A 19,462-nucleotide genomic window follows, 5' to 3' on the forward strand; every position below is an offset into this window, starting at 1 on the left:
ATCTGTTGCAATCGCGTTTGGGCGGTGTTTGAATCCCGTCCATGCCCCGTGGGAACCGCCTCCTCGCGATCTGTGCCCTAGCTGCAGGCCTGTGCTTGGGCAGCATTGCCGCGTGGGCCGGCGAGGTGCGCAACGTCGTTCTGGATGCCGGCAGTACCGGTACGCGCGCCGAGATCCAGCTTGCCGGTGCCGGCAGCTACAAGACCATGACCTTGTCCGGGCCCAATCGCCTGGTCGTGGATTTCCCTGATTCCAGTGGCGTGCGTGGCCTCAAGCTGCCCGCGCCTGCCGGCGTGGTGACCGCTGTCCGGACCGGCCAGCCGACGCCCGGTACCTTCCGTGTCGTGTTCGACCTTGCCGAATCGGTGGCGCCGTTCAAGCCGCAGATGATCGGTTCGGGCGCCGATGCGCGCCTGGTGATCGAGTGGCCGGGCGAGCACCCGGTCGCCGCCGCATCGACCCCGACCCCGGTCGCGGTGTCGTCGGCACCGGCCCCGGTTGCGCCCCCTGCCATCAGCGAGGCCCAGGTCCGCGCCGAAGCGGCACGCGCCACCGCCGCGCTGACCGCTGCGGTCAGCCAGCAGGCCAGCTCCGCTCCGGCGGGTGCCCCGGTTGCCACTCCCGCGACTTCGCCCGCGGTCTCGACTCCGGCGCTGTCGCCGGCCGCCATCCTCGGTGGCCAGTCCGTTGCCGGTCCGGGTACGCCGTCGCCGGCTCCGGCGGCGCAGGCTCCGGCCACCGCGGTTGCCGCGGTAGCGTCGCGTCCCGCTGTCGCCGACGCCGCGGATGAGACCGCGGCGACGCCTTCGGTGCCGCGTCCGACCATGCCCAGCGATGCCTCGCGCATCACCATGAAGCCGGGCATGCGACCGCTGGTGGTGGCGATCGATCCCGGCCACGGCGGCCAGGATCCCGGCGCGATTGGTCCGACCGGCAAGCGCGAGAAGGACGTGACCCTCGCGGTAGCCCGCGAACTGGCGCGGCAGGTCAACGCCACGCCCGGGCTCAAGGCCTACCTGACCCGCGATACCGACGTGTTCATTCCGTTGCCGATGCGCGCGCAGAAGGCGCGTGCGGCCAAGGCCGACATCTTCATTTCGATCCATGCCGATGCGGCCGAGAACCGCAACGCCACCGGCTCGTCGGTGTATGTGCTCTCGACCAAGGGCGCGTCGTCGCAGCGTGCGCGCTGGCTGGCCGACAAGGAAAACGCGGCCGACCTGATCGGCGGGGTGCGCCTGCAGAAGACCGAAGGCGTGCTCGCCAATGTTCTGCTGGACCTGGCCCAGAGCGGCTACATGAAGGCCTCCGAGGACGCCGCCAGCCACGTGCTGGGCGGACTCAAGCGCATCGGCAAGAACCACAAGCCCAACATCGAGCGCGCCAACTTCGCGGTGCTGCGCACCTCGGACATGCCGGCGATGCTGGTCGAGACCGCGTTCATTTCCAATCCCGACGAAGAGCGTCGCCTGGTCGATCCGGCCTACCAGCGCCAGATCGCCGGTGCGGTGCTGGACGGGGTCAGGACGTTCTTTACCCGCCAGCCACCGCCGGGCACGCTGTTCGCCGCCCGCGCCCAGGCCGAGATGGACGCCAGCGCCACCGTTGCCGGCGGCAGCAAGTAACCAGCCCGCGCGATGGGATCGCCCTGCAGTGTCCTTGGGTGGGGGCTGCCTCGGCTATCATCGTGAACGTCTTCAGTCGCCGGCTCCGTCCCGGCATCGTGCCTGGTACATGACCCTGTTGCTGCATTTCCGCGCATCGCGCGCGCCCTGGATGGGGGCGGCCGCATGAGCATCCGCCAACTCCCGGAAATCCTGATCAACCAGATCGCCGCGGGCGAGGTGGTCGAACGGCCCGCATCGGTGGTCAAGGAACTGGTGGAAAACGCGCTCGATGCCGGCGCCACCCGCGTGGACATCGACCTGGAAGAAGGTGGCGTGCGCCTGATCCGCATCCGTGACAACGGCGGCGGCATCGCGCCGGAGGAACTGCCGCTGGCGATCTCGCGCCATGCGACCAGCAAGATCGCCTCGCTCGACGACCTCGAGTCCGTCGCCACGCTGGGTTTCCGTGGCGAAGCGTTGCCGTCGATCGCCTCGGTCAGCCGCTTCACCGTGGCCTCGCGGCGTCCGCAGGACGAGCACGGCTCCTCGCTGCAGGTCGAAGGTGGCCGGGTAGGCGAGGTCACCCCGCACGCGCATGCGCCGGGCACCACGGTGGAAGTGCGCGAGCTGTTCTACAACGTGCCGGCGCGGCGCAAGTTCCTGCGCGCCGAGCGTACCGAGCTGGGCCATATCGAGGAGTGGCTGCGCTCGCTGGCGCTGGCCCGGCCCGACGTCGAACTGCGGGTCTCGCACAACGGCAAGCCGTCGCGCCGATACAAGCCCGGCGAGCTGTATTCGGACGCGCGCCTTGGCGAGACGCTGGGCGAGGACTTCGCGCGGCAGGCGCTGCGCGTGGACCACAGCGGTGCCGGCCTGCGCCTGCATGGCTGGATCGCGCAGCCGCAGTACTCCCGGGCCAGCGCGGACCAGCAGTACCTGTACGTCAATGGCCGCAGCGTGCGTGACCGCAGCGTGGCGCATGCGGTCAAGATGGCCTATGGCGACGTGCTCTACCACGGCCGCCAGCCGGCCTACGTACTGTTCCTGGAGCTGGACCCGGCCCGGGTCGACGTCAACGTGCATCCGGCCAAGCACGAGGTGCGTTTCCGCGATGCGCGGCTGATCCATGATTTCGTCTACCGCACGCTCAAGGATGCACTGGCCGAGACCCGCGCCGGCCTCGACGCGGCGGCAGCTTCCGCCGGTCATCCCGCTGGCGCGGTGCCATCTGCGTCTGGCGCCGTTGCTGCTCCGGGAGTTGGCAATGGTGGAGCAGGCGACTGGGCTTCTCAGGCCTATGCCCCGGCACGTCAAGCGTCGGCACCGGACTGGCGACCGCAGCAGTCGCCACTGGGCCTGAGCGTGTCCGATGCGCCCACCGCGTACGCCGCGCTTTACGCGGGCCCTGCAACGGCGACATCGGGCGAGGCGCCGCCGGCCTGGTCGGGCGGACTTCCCGCCACCGCGGTCGGCAGTGGCGTGCCACCGCTGGGTTACGCACTGGCGCAGTTGCACGGCATCTACATCCTGGCCGAGAACGCCGAAGGCCTGATCGTGGTCGACATGCATGCCGCGCACGAACGCATTGGCTATGAGCGGCTGAAGAACGCGCATGACGGCATCGGCCTGCATGCGCAGCCGCTGCTGGTGCCGATCACCCTCGCCGTGGGCGAACGCGATGCCGACATCGCCGAGCGCGAAGCCGAAACGCTGGCCGTGCTGGGTTTCGAGGTCACCCGTTCCGGTCCCGGTTCGCTGCACGTGCGCAGCATCCCGGCGCTGCTGGCCAACGCCGAGCCTGAGTCGCTGCTGCGCGACGTGCTGGCCGACCTGCGCGAACACGGACAGACCCGGCGCGTGGCTTCGGCCCGTGACGAACTGCTCTCGACCATGGCCTGCCACGGCGCGGTGCGCGCCAACCGGCGCCTGACGATTCCTGAAATGAACGCCCTGCTGCGCGACATGGAAAACACCGAGCGCTCGGGGCAGTGCAACCATGGCCGCCCGACCTGGGCGCGCTTTTCTCTGGCTGAAATCGATCGTTGGTTCTTGCGGGGACGTTGATGAAATACACGGGGGCAATGACGTTGCTGCTGGCCGCGATGCTGGCAGGGTGCAACGGGGGCGACGGCGATGCGGGGGCATCAACCGCGCCGGTGATCGATGCGACATTCGCCAGCGAGCACCAGGCCTGGCGCATGCAGCGGCTGGAGGAGCTGCAGGCGCCGGACGGCTGGACCAGCCTGGTTGGCCTGCACTGGCTGGAATGGAAGTCCCACTACATCGGTAGCGGCAGCACCAGCGGGATCCGACTGGCGGCCGGGCCGGCGAAGATGGGCCTGGTCTCCCGCGACGGCAACACCGTCTGGTTCACTCCCGAGGCAGGCGTCGACCTGCAGCTGGACGGGCAACCGCTCAAGGGCCGCGTCCGCTTCCAGAGTGACCAGGACCCAGAGCCGACCGTGATTCATTTCGACGAGGGGCAGGGTGCGCTGAGCCTGATCCGCCGCGGCAACCTGTACGCGCTGCGGGTCAAGCATGCCAATGCGCCGACCCGCACGAACTTTGCCGGCCTGGACTACTGGCCGCTGGACCCGACGTGGCAGGTCAAGGCGCGCTTCGTCCCGCATCCCGGCAACAAGACACTGCCGATCGTGGACATCGTCAGCATGACCAGCGAGATGCCCAACCCGGGCCTGCTGGAGTTCCAGCGCGATGGCCGCACCTGGCGGCTGGAGGCGATCGGCCAGCCCGACGGCAGCCTGTTCGTGATCTTTGCCGACCGCACCAGCGGCCACGGCAGCTATCCGGCCGGCCGCTATCTCGATATCGCAAGGCCGGACGCGAACAACGAGGTGCTGGTGGACTTCAACCGCGCCTACAACCCGCCGTGCGCATTCACCCCATTTGCAACCTGCCCGCTGCCGCCACCGGAAAACCGCCTGGACCTGCGGGTCGAGGCCGGTGAGAAGAACTACGCCAAGCCGGCGGGGGATCAATCGTGAGCCGCTGGCTGCGTTCGCTGCTCACCGCGGTGATGGTGGTGGGCCTGTGCTGGGCTGGCCCCGCACAGCTGGCGCTGGCCGCCAGGTCCGAGGCGGTGGCGACCATCGCGCCGCCGGTGCCGCTGTTGTGGAAGGTCAGCAACAAGGACGGCACTGCGCTGTACCTGCTGGGCTCGTTCCACATGCTCAAGGCCGATGACTATCCGCTCTCCAGTGACGTGGATGCGGCGCTGGACGCTTCGGCGCGGGTGCTGTTCGAGCTGTCACCGGAGGAAATGAATTCGCCGGCGCTGGCACGCAGCATGCTGCAGGCAGCGATGTATACCGGCGGGCGCCAGCTCAAGGACGACCTTGCTCCGGCGACCTGGCAGCAGTTGCAGTCCTATGCGCAGGCCAACCAGCTGCCGCTGGCAAGCCTGGCGATGACCAAGCCCTGGTTTGTCGCGCTGTCGATCAGCATGGCCGAGATGGCGCGGCAGGGCATGGATGCCCAGGCAGGGCTGGACCGGCATCTGATGGCGCGCGCGTCCGAGGCCGGCAAGCGGACTGGTGGACTGGAAACGGCCGCCACCCAGATCGCGATGCTCGATGGCATGGCGCCGGTGGAGCAGCAGCAGTTGCTTTCCGAGGCGCTGCAGCAGGCCGGTGATGGCGAGCTCAGCCGCCGCCTGCACGAGGCCTGGCGTCGGGGCGATGACCGGATGCTGTGGGAAGAAATGGCCCAGCAGATGCGCCGCGACTATCCGCAGCTGTACCAGCGCATCAACGTCGACCGCAACGATGCCTGGCTGCCCGCGCTCGAACAGCGCCTGCAGGCCGGGCAGGGCAACACCCTGGTGGTGGTCGGTGCGCTGCACCTGCTCGGCAGCGACGGCGTGGTGGAGAAGCTGCGCGCGCGCGGCTACGCGGTGGAGCGGATCTGCTCGGCCTGCGCCCGCAAGGGCAGGCGCCCGTAGAACGCCTGATCAAGCGCCGGAAATGAAAAGGGCCTGCTTGGCAGGCCCTTCCAGGATTCAGCGCTTGCCGCGGCTCTTGCCGCCGGAGGCCGGTGGCGGAGTCGCCGGCTTGCTGCCGGTGCCCGTGCCGGTGGGGCGGGTGCCGAAGCCGGCGCCCATGCTGCGCTGGAATTCCTGCCACAGCTCCAGGTTGCGCTCGGTCAGCTGGTTCATCAGGGTCCACGGGGTCTGCCCCAGCAGGTTGCCCATCTGCTGGCGGAACTGCTGCTGCTGGTCGAGGAAGACCTGCATGCTGCGCTCCAGGTAATTGCCCATGAAACCCTGCAGCGAGTCGCCGTAGAAACGGATCAGCTGGCTCAGCAGCTGGGTGGACAGCATCGGTTCGCCGTCCTGTTCCTTGTCCGCGATGATCTGCAGCAGCACCGACCGGGTCAGGTCCTCTCCGCTCTTGGCGTCGCGGACTTCGAAGTCCTCGCCATCGATGATCAGCTGGCGCACGTCCTCGATGGTGATGTAGCTGGAAATCTCGGTGTCGTAGAGCCGACGATTGGGATACTTCTTGATGATGCGGGTCGTCGCAGCAGCCATTAAGCGGGCACTCGTATCGGTCAGGCGCGCAGCATGGCGCAGCGCAACAGGCCTTGCAACCGCCGAAGGTACATGTTGACCGGACCTGCCCGGTGTCATTCATGTTGCGCAGCATGGACCCGGGCCAGCTGCAGCATCGGGCGGCCGGCGTCACCAGCCCATGTGGTGGCCGCCGTTGATGTCCAGGTTGGAGCCAGTGATCCACGACGCCTCCTCGGCGACCAGGAAGGCGACCGCGTAGGCGATCTCTTCCGGCTTGCCGAGGCGGCCGGTGGGGATGTCGGCGATGATCTTGGCGCGCACCTCGTCGGGCACGGCCATCACCATGTCCGTGGCCACGTAGCCCGGCGAAATGGTGTTGACGGTGATGCCGAAGCCGGCGTTCTCGCGCGCCAGGGAGATGGTGAAGCCATGCATGCCGGCCTTGGCCGCAGCGTAGTTGGCCTGTCCGTATTGTCCCTTCAGGCCATTGATCGAACTGATCTGGATGACCCGGCCCCAGCCGCGCCGGCGCATGCCCTCGATCACCGGCCGCGTCACGTTGAACACCGAATTGAGGTTGGTGTTGATCACCTCGTGCCACTGCTCGGCGCGCATGCGGTGGAAGGTGGTGTCGCGGGTGATGCCGGCGTTGTTGACCAGGATCTCCACCGGCCCCAGCGCTTCCTCAACCTGGCGCACCATTTCCGCCGCACTGTCCGGGCAGGATACATCGCCCGGGAAGATCGCCACCTCATGGCCCTGCTCGCGCATCCGCTGCTCCCATAGCTGCGCCTTCCCGGCGTTGCGGAAGTTGGTGGCCACGCGGTGCCCTTGGGCAGCCAGGCGCTGGCAGATGGCGGTACCAATGCCGCCGGTTCCACCGGTGACCAGGGCGACGCGTGAAGTCATGAGGCGGGAACTCCAGACAGGGGGCGGGCACGAGGAGAGCTGGATTCTAAGCATGAACGGCGTCCGCCGGTGGCGCAGCATCATCCGGCGTGGCCTGCAGCATCGCCGGATCAAAGTGGCACACGGCCAGTTCAAGAGCTTCAGCCACACGGGTGGCATTGGCCAGCGCCGCGTCGGGCTGGCCGAGCGATCGCCAGGCGCGGCGCAGCGCAGGCAGTGGGTCGGACGCATCCACCGGCAGCGCCGCCATCGACTTGGAAAGCTTGTTGCCTTCGGTATCGCGCAGCAGTGGCAGGTGCAGGTAACGCGGCGTGGGCAGCGCCAGCGCCTGCTGCAGGAGGATCTGCCGCGGGGTGGAGTCGAGCAGGTCGGCGCCGCGCACGATGTCGGTGATGCCCTGTTCGGCATCGTCGACCACGACGGCCAGCTGGTAGGCCCAGAAGCCATCGGCGCGCTTGAGCACGAAGTCGCCGACCTCGGCATGCACGTCCTGGATGACTTGGCCCTGCAGCCCGTCGTCGAACTTCACGACGGCGCCGGGCGCAACGCGCAGGCGTACGGCCGGATGCGCGCGGTGCGCGTGCGGGGTGCAGCGCTGGTGCACCCCGCCCCGGCTGGCCAGGTCGGTGCGGCTGCAGTGGCAGGCAAATGCCTTGCCCCCCTCTAGCAGCTGGTCCAGTGCGCGCAGGTACAGCGCATCGCGCTGGCTCTGGTACTGCACCGGCAGGTCCGACACCAGGCCGAAGGCTTCCAGCGTGGCGAGCTGGTGTTCGGCGGCACCGGGCACGGTCCGCGGCGGGTCGATGTCCTCGATGCGCACGATCCACTGGCCACGCGCATGGCGGGCCAGCAACCAGCTGCCAAAGGCAGCCAGGAGCGAGCCCGGGTGCAGGGGGCCGGTGGGCGAGGGCGCGAAGCGGCCGCGGTAGGAAGGCGAACTCATCTAAAATGAATCCTCAGTCAGTTTGCCGCTTGAATTCAATATCGGCATCCATAAATCTGACTGCATTCGTATTCCCAGAGACGCACACCCCATGTTCTCCCGCATCGGCCTGTTCCTGCTGACCAACTTCGCCGTCCTCATCCTTGCCGGCATCGTGATGTCGATTCTTGGGGTGAACCCGAGCCAGATGAGCGGATTGCTGGTGATGGCCGCAATCTTCGGTTTTGGTGGCTCGATCATCTCGCTGCTGCTGTCCAAGTTCATGGCCAAGCGTGGCACCGGCGCGGTGGTAATCACCCAGCCGCGCAACGCGACCGAGCGTTGGCTGGTCGATACCGTGGCCCGCCAGGCCAAGGCCGCCGGCATTGGCATGCCGGAAGTGGCGGTCTACGAGGCGCCGGAAATCAACGCCTTCGCCACCGGCGCCAACCGCAACAACGCACTGGTGGCCGTGTCCACCGGCCTGCTGCACAACATGAGCGAGGACGAGGCAGAGGCGGTGCTGGGCCACGAGATCGCCCACGTGGCCAACGGCGACATGATCACCATGGCCCTGCTGCAGGGCGTGCTGAACACCTTCGTGATCGTGCTGGCCCGCGTGGTCGGCGGCGTGATCGACAGCGCGATGTCGGGTAACCGCGAGGGCGGTGGCCGCGGCTTTGCCTACTACATCATCGTGTTCGCGCTGGAGATGGTGTTCGGCCTGTTCGCGACGATGATCGCGATGTGGTTCTCGCGCCGCCGCGAGTTCCGCGCCGATGCCGGCGGTGCCCACCTGGCCGGCCGCCAGAAGATGATCGCCGCGCTGGAGCGCCTGAAGCTCAACCACGGCCAGAGCACGCTGCCGACCCAGATCGCCGCCTTCGGCATCTCCGGCGGTGCGGCGAAGAAGCTGTTCCTCAGCCATCCGCCGCTGGAAGAGCGTATCGCCGCGCTTCGCGCCTCGACCCAGGTCTGATCGCTTCGCTGCACTGCTGAAAACGCCCGGCCACGCCGGGCGTTTTCGTTTCTGGAGGCGGTTGGAGGCGGAAGATGGCGGATGTCCGCAGGTACGAAAAAGACGCCCGGAGGCGCCTTTCGTGTTCCCGCGATGGAACGGGCAATCAGAACTTGGCGTCGAACGCCGCGGCGTAGCCGGTGTTGACGATGACCTTCTGCAGCGCGTCGGAGACCTTGATGTTGCCGGCCACGATCTGGTGCATCTCCGGGCCGCGGGTGTCCATGCGGGCCAGTGCTGCACCCTTGTAATCACAGACGCGGCCGCCGGCCTCGCGAACCAGGAGTGCGCCGGCGGCGATGTCCCATGCCTTTACGCCGGCCTCGAAGTAAGCGTCGGCACGGCCGCAGGCCACGTAGGCCAGGTCCAGCGCGGCCGAACCGGTACGGCGCACGTCCTCGGCCTGCACCAGCAGCGCATCCACGCACTTGAGCTGGGAGCTGGCACGGGCACGCTCGCGCGGGGCGAAGCCGGTGTGGACCATCGCGCCGCCCAGGTCCTTGCGGTCGGACACGCGGATCTTGCGATCGTTGAGCACGGCGCCGGCGCCGCGGCTGGCGGTGAAAAGTTCATTGCGGAGCGGGTCGAAGATCACTGCATCCACCGGCTCTCCGTTCTCGACCAGGGCGATGGACACGCAATAGTGCGGGAAGCCACGCAGGTAGTTGCTGGTGCCGTCCAGCGGGTCGATCACCCACATGAAGCGGTTGGCACCCTGCACACCGGTTTCCTCGCCGATCACGCCGTATTCGGGGTAGGCGCGCTTGAGTTCCTTGACGATCACCTTCTCGGCGTCCGCGTCGACCTCACTCGCATAGTCCATCCGGTCCTTCTGGACGACGTTCAGCGCCTCGAGCTTGTTGATGTTGCGCAGCAGGACGTTGCCGGCGAGGCGTGCGGCCTTGACCATGACGGTGACGGCGGGTTTTTGCATGGCGAAAGGCTCCCGTGAAGGCTGGGGTTGGATCTGGCGGGGGAAAAGAGCGGTCCGGCGCATCGGCCGGCCGCGCAGTTTACCATCTACGGCTGTCTGTCTCCTTAGCGCCGTATTCATGCCTGCTACTTCACGCATCCGCTTCGTCCTGGTCGGTACCCAGCATCCGGGCAACATCGGCGCCGCCGCCCGCGCGATGAAAACCATGGGCCTGGCCCGGCTGGTCCTGGTCGCTCCCGAGCGGCCGCTGGACGAGGATGCCTACCGGCGCTCGGCCGGCGCCGAGGACGTGCTGGGCGATGCCCCGGTGGTGGCCACCCTGGCCGAGGCCGTGGCCGACTGCTGGCTGGTACTGGGCTGCACCGCGCGCTCGCGCCGGGTGCAACTGGAGGAGCTGCTGCCGGAAGTGGCCGGCCAGCGTGCCGTGGCCAAGGCCGTCGAGCTGGGCGAGGTGGCCTTCGTGTTCGGACGCGAGCGCACCGGCCTGTCCAACGAGGAGCTGCAGTTGTGCCACGCCGCGGTGCACATCCCGTCCGATCCGGAATTCAGTTCGCTCAACCTGGCTGCCGCGGTGCAGGTGCTGGCCTACGAAGTGCGCATGGCCTACCTGGCCCTGGCGGCCGAGCCGGCACCGCCGCCGGCGGCGGGTTTTGGCGAGGAACCGGCCAGCCATGCGCAACTGGAGGGCCTGTTCGGCCAGCTCGGCCAGACCCTGGATGACATCGACTTCCACAAGGGTCGTGCCCCGGAGTCGGCGATGCGCAAGTTGCGCCGGCTGTTCGCCAAGGCCGAGCTGACCGAACAGGAAGTCCGGCTGCTGCGCGGCATCCTTTCCGATGCACAGCGGATGGCGCGCCTGGCAGGGCAGAACGGCGGCTGAGGCTCTCCCGGAGACATGGTTTTCGGTTAGTCTTTTGCAACTGCCGGGGGGATGCCGTTTTGCGTGTGCTGCGATGGCTTTGGGGAGCGATGTTGCTGTCGCTGTGGCTTGTGCCTGGGGAGGCCAGCTGCACGTCGGTACTGGTGCTGGGACGGATCAGCGATGATCCGCAGTCCCACTATGAACAACTGCAGCCTCTGCTCGACTATGTCGTGCCGAGGATGGCCGACGTCGGGATCCGCGAAGGGCGGATCCTGATGGCCAGGGATGCCCAGCAGATGGCCAGTTACCTGCGCCGCGGCCGGGTGGACTGGCTGACCGAGACTGCCGGTACCGCGATGGCGCTGGGACAGCGCAGTGGTGCCGAGCCGCTGCTGCTCACCGAGCGCAACGGCGAACGCGAGTACCGCAGCGTGTTCTTCGTGCGCAACGAAAGTCCGTTGCGCAGCCTGGCCGACCTCAAGGGACGCTCCCTGGCCCTGCAGAGCCCGCTGTCCACCAGTGCCTACCTTGTGCCGGCGATGGAGCTGCTCGATCACGGCCTGCGCCCGGAAATCCTGCTCACGCCCAGCGACACGCCCGCGCGGGACTCGGTGGGCTACGTGCTGGCGCGCAGCGAGCTCAACATCTCCACCTACGTGCACAAGGGCATGGTCGACGCCGGCGTGGTCAGCGATATCGACTGGTCCCGCGAGCGCAGCGTGCCGGCCGCCTTCCGCCGCGACTTCCGCATCATCCACACGACCGAGCCCTATCCGCGTGCGATCGAGATGGTGCGGGCCGACCTCGAACCGCGGGTGCGCGAGCGCCTGCGCCAGGTCCTGCTGCAGGCCGCGGATGATCCCAAGGCGCGGCCAGCCCTGGAGAAGTTCTTTGGGACCTCGCGGTTCCACCCGGTGGATTCGGTCACCCGCCAGCGCCTGGACCACCTCAAGGCCGCGCTGCTGCGGATCCGGATGGAAGTCGAATGAAGTCCCCTCGATTCGGACTGCAGGCGCGTTACCTGCTCGGCATGGGCGCCGCCCTGGTCGTGGTGGTCGCGATCGTGGCGATGATGCTCGGCCGCCAGACCTCGATGCAGCGCGAGGTGCGCGAGCTGAGCGGCAGCGTGATCCACGCGCTTTACGACCGCAGCGTGCGTGCGCGCGGCGAGGCGCTGGCCACCCAGCTGGCCAATACCCTGGCCAACCCGCTGTACTACTCCGACCTGGAGACCATCGGTGCGCTGGTGCGCAACACCGCCAGCCAGCCGATAGTGAGCTACGTCCAGGTCTACGACCCCAAGGGCAGGCTCATCCACGACGGCTCGGTGGACGTGGCCGGCTATGGCCGCGAGATGCAGGATCCATTCGCCAGGGCTGCCATCGGTGCCGATGGGCTGGTGGTGCAGGAAAGCGCGATGGTGCTGGACACTTCCGCCCCGATCAGGATCGGCAACCAGAACATCGGCGGCGTGCGCGTCGGCATGTCGCTGCAGGAGATCCGCAGCCTGGAGTCGCGCGCCAACGTCCTGCTCGGCGAACGGCTGGAGACGATCGGCAAGCGCCACCTGGGCTGGGTGGCGCTGATGCTGTTGGCGCTGGTGGCGATCTGCGTGGTGCTGGCCGTGTACGTGCAGCGCACCCTGGTGCAGCCGATCCGCTGGCTGGCCGCCGCCGCGCGCCAGATCGAGGGCGGCGACTACGCCATCATCCTGCCCAAGCGCTACCGCAACGACGAGGTCGGCGAGCTGGTGCAGGCTTTCGGCCGCATGAGCGAGAGCATCGCCCGGCATGACCGCGAAGTGCGGCACATGGCCTACACCGATGCGCTGACCGGGCTGACCAACCGCCTGGCGTTCCGCGAGACGCTGGACCACCGGATGATGGCGGCCCGCACTTCCGGCCAGCGGCTGGCGCTGCTGTTTGCCGACATCGACGACTTCAAGCGGGTCAACGACACCATGGGCCATGAGGCCGGTGACCAGGCCCTGCTGCAGTTCGCCGAGCGCATCAACGACGCGGTGGCCCAGACCGGAGGCGACGACGCGCTGGTGGCGCGTTTTGGCGGCGACGAGTTCGTGATCCTGCTCAGCGACGGCGAGGTGGCCACCTCGGCCATGCAGCTGGCCGAAGTGCTGGTGCGCGAACTGGGCCGGCCGCTGACGGTGCTGGGGCGCGAGGTGTTCCTGGGCACCTCGATCGGCATCACCCTGTTCCCGGACGATGCCGCCGATGCGACGTCGCTGTTGAAGAACGGCGACATCGCCATGTACCAGGCCAAGGTCGCCGGCAAGAACTGCTACCGCTACTACAGCCGGGCGATGGACCATGCGGTCGAGCGCCGCGTGCACATGGAGCAGGAGCTGCGCGGTGCGTGGGAGCGCGGCGAGCTGCACCTGGTCTACCAGCCGATCTACCGCACCCGCGACCGCAGCCTGGTCGGCGTGGAGACCCTGCTGCGCTGGCAGCACCCGGAACTGGGCGCGATCCCGCCGTCGGTGTTCATCGACGTGGCCGAGCAGAGTGGCCTGATCGAGACGCTGGGGCCGAAGGTGCTGCGTGCCGCCTGCATGGAGGCACGCCAGTGGCAGCAGTACGCCGGCGGCTCCGGGCTGTTCGTGTCGGTCAACGTCTCGCCGCGGCAGTTGCGCGGCGGTGACCTGGCCGAAATGGTGGCCGACGTGCTGCGCGAATCCGGGCTGCCGGCTTCGCGCCTGCACCTGGAGCTGACCGAGACCGCGGTAATCGGTGACGAGATGCTGGCCGCCGCGCTGCTGGACAAGCTGCACCGTACCGGCGTGAAGGTGTGGCTGGACGATTTCGGTACCGGCTTCTCCGGCCTGAGCCACCTGCGCCAGGTGCCGGTCGACGGCGTGAAGATCGACAAGAGCTTCGTCGCCGACCTGCAGCGTGATCCGGACGACCTGGCCCTGACCACGGCGATCATCGCCATGGCCCATGCGCTGGGCATCACCGTGGTGGCCGAGGGCATCGAGCAGGAAGCGCAGTTCGACCTGCTGTGCCAGCGCGGCTGCGACCTGGGCCAGGGCTACTGGCTGAGCCGGCCGCTGACCTCGACCGACCTGGTGCAACTGATCACCCGCGAGCACGTGGCCTGCTGAGCCGTCGTGCCGCGGCCAGCGACAGCCCGATGGTTACAGCGGGCGCTTGCTGGTATCGCCGGCGATCTCGCGCACCAGCTTGGGCACCAGGTAGCCGGACAGGTGGGCCATCAGCCCGGCGTGGAGTTCCAGCGCACGTTCGTCGCTGACCTCGAAATGGGCCACGCCCTGCACCCGGTCCAGCTGGAACAGGTAGTAGGGCAGCACGCCGGCGGCAAAGCTGCGCTCGCTCAGCGCAATCAGCTCGGGCAGGGCGTCGTTGACCCCGCGCAGCAGCACGGCCTGGTTCAATAGGTGCACCCCGGCGCCGCGCAGGCGCGCCATGGCCTGGTCCACCGCCGCGTCGAACTCATTGGCGTGGTTGGCGTGGATCACGAACGCGACCGGCCACGGCAGCGAGGCCAACCAGCGCACCAGGTCATCGTCCACGCGCTCGGGCAGCACCACTGGCAGGCGGCTGTGGATGCGCAGCCGCTTCAGGTGCGGGACCGCGCGCAGCGCGTCCGTCAGCTCCGCCAGCTTGTGGGTGGCCAGGGACAGCGGGTCGCCGCCGGAGAGGATCACCTCGTCGATGTCCGGATCGGTCGCGATTGCCGCCACCGCCTCGTGCCAGTTGCCACGCGCGGCGTTCTCGGCGGCGTAGTCGAAGTGGCGGCGGAAACAGTAACGGCAGTGCACCGCGCAACTGCCGGTTGTCACCAGCAGGGCGCGGCCACGGTATTTCTGGATGACGCCGGTGGCCTTCCTGGCCGGACCGTCGCCAACTGCGTCCAGGGAGAAACCCTCGACCAGGCGCATTTCGTCGTCGATCGGCAGCACCTGGCGCAGCAGCGGGTCGTTGGCATCGCCCACGCGCATGCGCGAGACGAAGGCCTCCGGCACCCGCATCGGGAACTGCGCCAGTGCCTCGGCCGAGACGCCCAGCATCGCCGGATCCAGCTGCAAGCGGGCCAGCAGGGCCATCGGATCACGCAGCGCCTGTCGCCATGCGAGCTGCCAGCGCGACGCGGGAACGGGCGTGATGGCTTGTTCTGGAGTGGCGAGGGGGGCTGCGGTTATCATTGGCGGTCAGGAAAACAAAGTGCCCGTCAGTCGCGGCGGGCTGTCCATTCTATCCGGCCGGCCGCCCCCGCGCGGCGGTTTTGCCCCCAGGAGTACTGCATGGCCACTTATGGCATGAACGACGTCAAGAACGGGATGAAGATCCTGATCAACAACGAACCGGCGATCATCAACGAAACCGACTACGTCAAGCCGGGCAAGGGCCAGGCCTTCACCCGCGTGCGCTACCGCCTGATCAAGTCCGGCCGCGTGCAGGAAATCACCATGAAGTCGACCGACTCGGTGGAAGGCGCCGACGTCGTTGATACCGACATGCAGTACCTGTACAGCGACGGCGAGTACTGGCACTTCATGCAGCAGGAAACCTTCGAGCAGGTCCAGGCCGACAAGGCCGGCATGGCCGGCGCCGAGAAGTGGCTCAAGGGCGAGGAGGACTGCGTCGTGACCCTGTGGAACGGCACCCCGATCGCCGTGCAGCCGCCGAATTTCGTCGAGCTGAAGATCGTCGAGACCGATCCGGGCGTGCGTGGTGACACCTCGGGCGGCGGCGGCAAGCCGGCCACCCTGGAAACCGGCGCCGTGGTCCGCGTGCCGCTGTTCGTCGGCCAGGACGAAGTGATCAAGGTCGACACCCGTTCGGGTGAATACGTCTCGCGCGTCAAGTAAGAACGCGCCAGCGCCGCATCCGGCCATGCCGGATGCCGGTGCATCCCGGTTGCCCGCCCCGCGGGCACCGGATTCCCCCGGGCCCGGCCCGGTGCGGTTGCCGAACGGCGTCAGGCGGATGATGGCCATGCGCCTTCTCGCCCCCGGTGACTTTCCCCCACGACCACGGCCGCTGCATGACTGACTCCACGCCTATCCCCGAATCCTGCGACCTGCTGATCGAAGCGGGCTACGTTGTCCCGATCGAACCGCACGCGGTGGTGCTGGAAGACCACGCGGTCGCCGTGCAGGACGGGGAGATCGTGGCCGTGCTGCCCACCGCCGAGGCGCGCCAGCGCTTCGCGCCGCGCCAGACCGTCTCGCGCCCCGATGCCGCGCTGATGCCTGGCCTGGTCAACGCGCACACCCACAACCCGATGACCCTGCTGCGCGGCGTCGCCGACGACCTGCCGCTGATGGTGTGGCTGCAGCAGCACATCTGGCCGGTGGAAGCGGCGGTGATCGGGCCCGAGTTCGTGGCCGACGGCACCACCCTGGCGATTGCCGAGATGCTGCGCGGTGGTACGACCTGCGCCAACGAGAACTACTTCTTCCCCGACGTGCAGGCCGCGGTCTACAAGAAGCATGGGTTCCGCGCGCTGGTCGGCGCGGTTGTGATCGACTTCCCGACCGCCTGGGCCAAGAGCGACGACGAATACTTCTCCCGCGCCGGCGAGCTGCATGACCAGTGGCGCGGCGATGCGCTGATCGGCACCGCCTTCGCCCCGCATGCGCCGTACACGGTGACCGATGCGAACTTCGAGCGGGTGCGGATGCTGTCCGACCAGCTCGACATTCCGGTGCACCTGCATACCCACGAGACCGCCCAGGAAATCAGCGACTCGATCAAGCTGCACGGTCAGCGCCCGCTGGCGCGGCTGGACCGCCTGGGCCTGGTCAACGACCGCCTGATCGCGGTCCACATGACCCAGCTGACCGACGGCGAGATCCACCTGTGCGCCGAGCGCGGGGTGTCGGTGGTGCATTGCCCCGAATCCAACCTCAAGCTGGCCTCTGGCTTCTGCCCGGCCTGCGCGCTGCAGCGGGCCGGCGTCAACCTGGCCATCGGCACCGACGGCTGCGCCTCGAACAACGACCTGGACATGTTCAGCGAGAACCGCACCGCGGCGATCCTGGCCAAGGCCGTGGCCGACGACGCCACCGCGCTGGATGCGGCCACCACTTTGCGCGCGGCCACCCTGGGTGGCGCACGCGCGCTGGGCTTTGGCGACCGCATCGGTTCGATCGAGGTCGGCAAGCAGGCCGACCTGGTCTGCGTGGACCTGTCGGCGCTGGAAACCCAGCCGCTGCACCACGTGCTGTCGCAGCTGGTGTACGCCGCCGGCCGCCACCAGGTCAGCGACGTGTGGATTGCCGGCCAGCCCAAGCTGGTGCGGCGCGAGCTGGTCGGCATGGATACCGCCGCGCTGGTGGCCAATGCCCGCCAATGGCGCGACCGCATCCGCAGCGTCCGCGCCTGAGACACTCCCGGGGCGCGCCGCCAAGGCGTGCCCGCAGAAGGAACCACGACATGAATGCGTCCAGCGACAACGTTTCCTCCAACTACGATCAGGCCGAACTGGACAAGTTCGCGGCGCTGGCCAACCGCTGGTGGGACGCAGACGGCCCGCAGAAGCCGCTGCATGCGCTCAACCCGGTCCGCCTGAAGTACGTCGCCGACCGTGCCCCGCTGCGTGGTGCCAAGGTGCTGGACATCGGGTGCGGTGGCGGCCTGCTCAGCGAAGCGCTGGCCCGCGAGGGCGCCGAGGTGACCGCCATCGACCTGGCCCCGGAACTGGTCAAGGTCGCGCGCCTGCACGGCCTGGAAAGTGGCGTGTCCGTCGACTACCGGGTGCAGGCTGCCGAGGACCTGGCCGCCGAGCAGCCGGAAGCCTACGACGTGGTCACCTGCATGGAGATGCTCGAGCACGTGCCCGATCCGGGTGCGATCATCGAGGCCTGCCGGCGCCTGCTCAAGCCCGGTGGCCAGCTGTTCCTGTCCACCATCAACCGCACCCCGGCCGCGTTCGCGGTGGCCGTGGTCGGTGCCGAGTACATCGCCCGGTTGCTGCCGCGTGGCACCCACCACTACCAGGACTTCATCAAGCCGGCCGAACTCGGACGCTGGCTGCGCGAGGCCGGCCTGCAGCTGCAGGACGTCAGCGGCATGGCCTACGAGCCGTGGCGCAACCGCGCACGGCTGAGCTCGCGCACCGACATCAATTACCTGGCCCACGCGGTCAAGCCGGGCCAGGCGTGACCGCCACGGCTTACCCAGCGGTGGTGCTGTTCGACCTCGACGGCACCCTGCTGGACAGCGCACCGGACTTCATCGCCACCGCCAATGCCATGCGCCAGGCACGTGGCCTGTCGCCGATGGCGCTGGAGCAGCTGCGCCCGGTAGTTTCCAAGGGGTCGCGGGCGATGCTGGCCGAAGCCTTCAGCGACCTGCCGGCCCACGAGCGCGAAGCGCTGGTGCCGGCATTCCTGCGCACTTACGAGGCGCTGATCGGCCAGCACGCCGGCCTGTTCGAGGGCGTGGCCGAACTGCTGCAGGCGCTGGAGCAGGCCGGCAGCCGCTGGGGCATCGTCACCAACAAGCCCGAGTACCTGGCGCGGCTGATCCTGCCGCAGCTGGGCTGGGAGCAGCGCTGCGCGGTGCTGATCGGCGGCGACACCCTGGCCGAGCGCAAGCCGCATCCGCTGCCCCTGCTGGAAGCCGCGCGCCGGCTCGATACCGCCCCGGGCGCCTGCGTCTACGTCGGTGACGACGAGCGCGACATCCTCGCCGCGCGTGCCGCTGGCATGCCGTCGGTGGCCGCGCTGTGGGGCTATCGCCTGGACAGCGATGACCCGCTGGCCTGGCAGGCCGATCGTATCTGCGAGTACCCGCAGCAACTCTGGCAGGTCCAGGCGTGGCCGCTGGCCGCCGCGGCCGTGGTCTGATCCATCCGTTTTCGAGGTAATGACGTGAGCAGTGGGCTGGACAGTTTCGTGGACAAGTGGCGGGCACGCTGGCCCGAGTGGGCGTTCGTCGAGCGCTTCGTCGATCCGGCCCATCGCGACCGCGCGGTGGCGTGGTTCGCCCTGCTGCAGGAATTCGACGACATCCTCAACGTCAGCAGCGACCCGACTCCGTCCGACGCCAAGCTGGCCTGGTGGGGTGAGGAGCTGCGAAGCTGGGCCGGGCAGCGTTCGCGGCATCCACTGGGGCGGGTGCTCGAGCCGGTCCGCGCGCCGTGGGCGCAGCTGGCCGAGAGCCTGCCGTCGCTGATCGACGCGCGCGAGCGTCCGGCCGATCCGGCCCAGGCGCGTGCGCAGCTGGCAGGGTTTGCCGAGGCCGTGGCCGAGGTCGAGGCCGCGGTGTTCGATGTGCCGGTCAAGGCGGCTGCCGCCCGGGCGGTGCTCGACCAGATGCTGGCGCAGCGGGTACAGGAGCGCGGTATTGCCGCCGTGCCGGCAAGCACCGACGAGGCCCGGTGGCAGCAGCAGCTGCTTGGCGGCTGGCCGGGCCGGGTCGCCGGCTCGCGTCCGCGCCGGCTGTATTCCTCGCTTGCACGGGCGCGCCTGCAGGCCCGGCTCAAGGGCGGTGAATTCCAGCCCAGCCCGGCGGCGATGCTGCTGCGCAGCTGGTGGGCCGCGCGCGGCTGATCGATCCGGCCAGTCCTTCGCGACCTGCGGCCCGGCTGGTTTCAGTCGGGCCGCTGTCGTTCCGGGATGGGCGAGGACGGGGGACCGCTGCGCCCGTGCGATCAGGTCTCAGCGACCGCGCTCAAGCACCAGCAATGGGT

At 68.6% G+C, this 19,462-nt stretch carries 18 protein-coding genes; 13 read left to right on the forward strand and 5 right to left on the reverse strand.

The window, feature by feature from the left end; genetic code table 11:
* Positions 1-41 precede the first annotated feature (41 nt).
* The 4 genes from LG380_RS02475 to LG380_RS02490 all read left to right on the forward strand — a co-directional run bounded on the left by LG380_RS02475 (position 42) and on the right by LG380_RS02490 (position 5,568).
* On the forward strand, positions 42-1,625 hold the full coding sequence (locus tag LG380_RS02475) for an N-acetylmuramoyl-L-alanine amidase (protein ID WP_225763450.1): 1,584 nt from the start codon (positions 42-44) through the stop codon (positions 1,623-1,625).
* A 165-nt stretch (positions 1,626-1,790) separates the two neighbouring features.
* Positions 1,791-3,671 (forward strand): DNA mismatch repair endonuclease MutL, encoded by a 1,881-nt coding sequence (gene mutL / locus LG380_RS02480; RefSeq protein WP_225763451.1) that lies wholly within the window; start codon positions 1,791-1,793, stop codon positions 3,669-3,671.
* A 38-nt stretch (positions 3,672-3,709) separates the two neighbouring features.
* Positions 3,710-4,612, forward strand: coding sequence for a DUF1684 domain-containing protein (locus tag LG380_RS02485; RefSeq protein WP_225766420.1), 903 nt, complete (start codon positions 3,710-3,712; stop codon positions 4,610-4,612).
* 32 nt (positions 4,613-4,644) lie between these two features.
* Positions 4,645-5,568, forward strand: coding sequence for a TraB/GumN family protein (locus LG380_RS02490; RefSeq protein ID WP_225766421.1), 924 nt, complete (start codon positions 4,645-4,647; stop codon positions 5,566-5,568).
* Positions 5,569-5,625: 57 nt separating this feature from the next.
* Here LG380_RS02490 and phaR read toward each other — a convergent pair whose 3' ends face one another.
* The 3 genes from phaR to gluQRS form a co-directional block, all read right to left on the reverse strand.
* Complete coding sequence (gene phaR / locus LG380_RS02495) at positions 5,626-6,156, reverse strand: polyhydroxyalkanoate synthesis repressor PhaR (protein WP_225763452.1); 531 nt, start codon at positions 6,154-6,156, stop codon at positions 5,626-5,628.
* Between the two features lie 150 nt (positions 6,157-6,306).
* Complete coding sequence (phbB, locus tag LG380_RS02500) at positions 6,307-7,047, reverse strand: acetoacetyl-CoA reductase (RefSeq protein ID WP_225763453.1); 741 nt, start codon at positions 7,045-7,047, stop codon at positions 6,307-6,309.
* A gap of 46 nt (positions 7,048-7,093) precedes the next feature.
* Positions 7,094-7,990 (reverse strand): tRNA glutamyl-Q(34) synthetase GluQRS, encoded by an 897-nt coding sequence (gluQRS, locus tag LG380_RS02505; protein WP_225763454.1) that lies wholly within the window; start codon positions 7,988-7,990, stop codon positions 7,094-7,096.
* A 91-nt stretch (positions 7,991-8,081) separates the two neighbouring features.
* Between gluQRS and htpX the strand changes: the two genes are divergently transcribed.
* The gene (htpX, locus tag LG380_RS02510; RefSeq protein WP_225763455.1) at positions 8,082-8,948 is read left to right on the forward strand and encodes a protease HtpX; all 867 of its coding nucleotides are present in this window, start codon (positions 8,082-8,084) and stop codon (positions 8,946-8,948) included.
* A gap of 145 nt (positions 8,949-9,093) precedes the next feature.
* On the opposite strand, the gene LG380_RS02515 is transcribed toward htpX, so the two are convergent.
* On the reverse strand, positions 9,094-9,921 hold the full coding sequence (locus LG380_RS02515; protein ID WP_225763456.1) for an inositol monophosphatase family protein: 828 nt from the start codon (positions 9,919-9,921) through the stop codon (positions 9,094-9,096).
* 118 nt (positions 9,922-10,039) lie between these two features.
* Here LG380_RS02515 and LG380_RS02520 point away from each other — a divergent pair, with 118 nt between their 5' ends.
* From LG380_RS02520 to LG380_RS02530, 3 genes are all read left to right on the forward strand, one after another.
* Entirely contained in the window at positions 10,040-10,801 is a 762-nt protein-coding gene (locus LG380_RS02520) for an RNA methyltransferase (protein ID WP_225763457.1), read from the forward strand.
* Positions 10,802-10,890: 89 nt separating this feature from the next.
* Entirely contained in the window at positions 10,891-11,772 is an 882-nt protein-coding gene (locus LG380_RS02525) for a phosphate/phosphite/phosphonate ABC transporter substrate-binding protein (RefSeq protein WP_225763458.1), read from the forward strand.
* Complete coding sequence (locus LG380_RS02530) at positions 11,769-13,904, forward strand: EAL domain-containing protein (protein WP_225763459.1); 2,136 nt, start codon at positions 11,769-11,771, stop codon at positions 13,902-13,904. The genes LG380_RS02525 and LG380_RS02530 overlap by 4 nt, the downstream gene beginning before the upstream one ends.
* Before the next feature lie 33 nt (positions 13,905-13,937).
* On the opposite strand, the gene epmB is transcribed toward LG380_RS02530, so the two are convergent.
* Positions 13,938-14,966: an EF-P beta-lysylation protein EpmB gene (epmB, locus tag LG380_RS02535; RefSeq protein ID WP_225763460.1), complete on the reverse strand. Its 1,029-nt coding sequence runs from the start codon at positions 14,964-14,966 to the stop codon at positions 13,938-13,940.
* A gap of 99 nt (positions 14,967-15,065) precedes the next feature.
* On the opposite strand from epmB, the gene efp reads away from it, so the two are divergent.
* The 5 genes from efp (at position 15,066) to LG380_RS02560 (ending at position 19,322) form a co-directional block, all read left to right on the forward strand.
* Positions 15,066-15,632, forward strand: a complete 567-nt coding sequence (gene efp, locus LG380_RS02540; RefSeq protein WP_225763461.1) for an elongation factor P — start codon at positions 15,066-15,068, stop codon at positions 15,630-15,632.
* A gap of 176 nt (positions 15,633-15,808) precedes the next feature.
* Positions 15,809-17,152 carry a TRZ/ATZ family hydrolase gene (locus tag LG380_RS02545; RefSeq protein ID WP_225763462.1) on the forward strand — a complete coding sequence of 448 codons (1,344 nt, stop codon included), beginning with the start codon at positions 15,809-15,811 and terminating at the stop codon, positions 17,150-17,152.
* 50 nt (positions 17,153-17,202) lie between these two features.
* Entirely contained in the window at positions 17,203-17,931 is a 729-nt protein-coding gene (gene ubiG, locus LG380_RS02550; RefSeq protein WP_225763463.1) for a bifunctional 2-polyprenyl-6-hydroxyphenol methylase/3-demethylubiquinol 3-O-methyltransferase UbiG, read from the forward strand.
* The gene (locus LG380_RS02555) at positions 17,928-18,617 is read left to right on the forward strand and encodes a phosphoglycolate phosphatase (RefSeq protein ID WP_225763464.1); all 690 of its coding nucleotides are present in this window, start codon (positions 17,928-17,930) and stop codon (positions 18,615-18,617) included. The genes ubiG and LG380_RS02555 overlap by 4 nt, the downstream gene beginning before the upstream one ends.
* A gap of 24 nt (positions 18,618-18,641) precedes the next feature.
* Positions 18,642-19,322 carry a squalene/phytoene synthase family protein gene (locus LG380_RS02560; protein WP_225763465.1) on the forward strand — a complete coding sequence of 227 codons (681 nt, stop codon included), beginning with the start codon at positions 18,642-18,644 and terminating at the stop codon, positions 19,320-19,322.
* Positions 19,323-19,462 lie beyond the last annotated feature (140 nt).

The organism is Stenotrophomonas sp. Marseille-Q4652, from assembly GCF_916618915.1.
Lineage (GTDB): Bacteria > Pseudomonadota > Gammaproteobacteria > Xanthomonadales > Xanthomonadaceae > Stenotrophomonas.

Coding starts and splice junctions, on each gene's coding strand:
- LG380_RS02475 (WP_225763450.1), top strand. CDS start 42: ATGCCCCGTGGGAACCGCCTCCTCGCGATCTGTGCCCTAGCTGCAGGC.
- mutL (WP_225763451.1), top strand. CDS start 1,791: ATGAGCATCCGCCAACTCCCGGAAATCCTGATCAACCAGATCGCCGCG.
- LG380_RS02485 (WP_225766420.1), top strand. CDS start 3,710: ATGCTGGCAGGGTGCAACGGGGGCGACGGCGATGCGGGGGCATCAACC.
- LG380_RS02490 (WP_225766421.1), top strand. CDS start 4,645: ATGGTGGTGGGCCTGTGCTGGGCTGGCCCCGCACAGCTGGCGCTGGCC.
- phaR (WP_225763452.1), bottom strand. CDS start 6,156: ATGGCTGCTGCGACGACCCGCATCATCAAGAAGTATCCCAATCGTCGG.
- phbB (WP_225763453.1), bottom strand. CDS start 7,047: ATGACTTCACGCGTCGCCCTGGTCACCGGTGGAACCGGCGGCATTGGT.
- gluQRS (WP_225763454.1), bottom strand. CDS start 7,990: ATGAGTTCGCCTTCCTACCGCGGCCGCTTCGCGCCCTCGCCCACCGGC.
- htpX (WP_225763455.1), top strand. CDS start 8,082: ATGTTCTCCCGCATCGGCCTGTTCCTGCTGACCAACTTCGCCGTCCTC.
- LG380_RS02515 (WP_225763456.1), bottom strand. CDS start 9,921: ATGCAAAAACCCGCCGTCACCGTCATGGTCAAGGCCGCACGCCTCGCC.
- LG380_RS02520 (WP_225763457.1), top strand. CDS start 10,040: ATGCCTGCTACTTCACGCATCCGCTTCGTCCTGGTCGGTACCCAGCAT.
- LG380_RS02525 (WP_225763458.1), top strand. CDS start 10,891: ATGTTGCTGTCGCTGTGGCTTGTGCCTGGGGAGGCCAGCTGCACGTCG.
- LG380_RS02530 (WP_225763459.1), top strand. CDS start 11,769: ATGAAGTCCCCTCGATTCGGACTGCAGGCGCGTTACCTGCTCGGCATG.
- epmB (WP_225763460.1), bottom strand. CDS start 14,966: ATGATAACCGCAGCCCCCCTCGCCACTCCAGAACAAGCCATCACGCCC.
- efp (WP_225763461.1), top strand. CDS start 15,066: ATGGCCACTTATGGCATGAACGACGTCAAGAACGGGATGAAGATCCTG.
- LG380_RS02545 (WP_225763462.1), top strand. CDS start 15,809: ATGACTGACTCCACGCCTATCCCCGAATCCTGCGACCTGCTGATCGAA.
- ubiG (WP_225763463.1), top strand. CDS start 17,203: ATGAATGCGTCCAGCGACAACGTTTCCTCCAACTACGATCAGGCCGAA.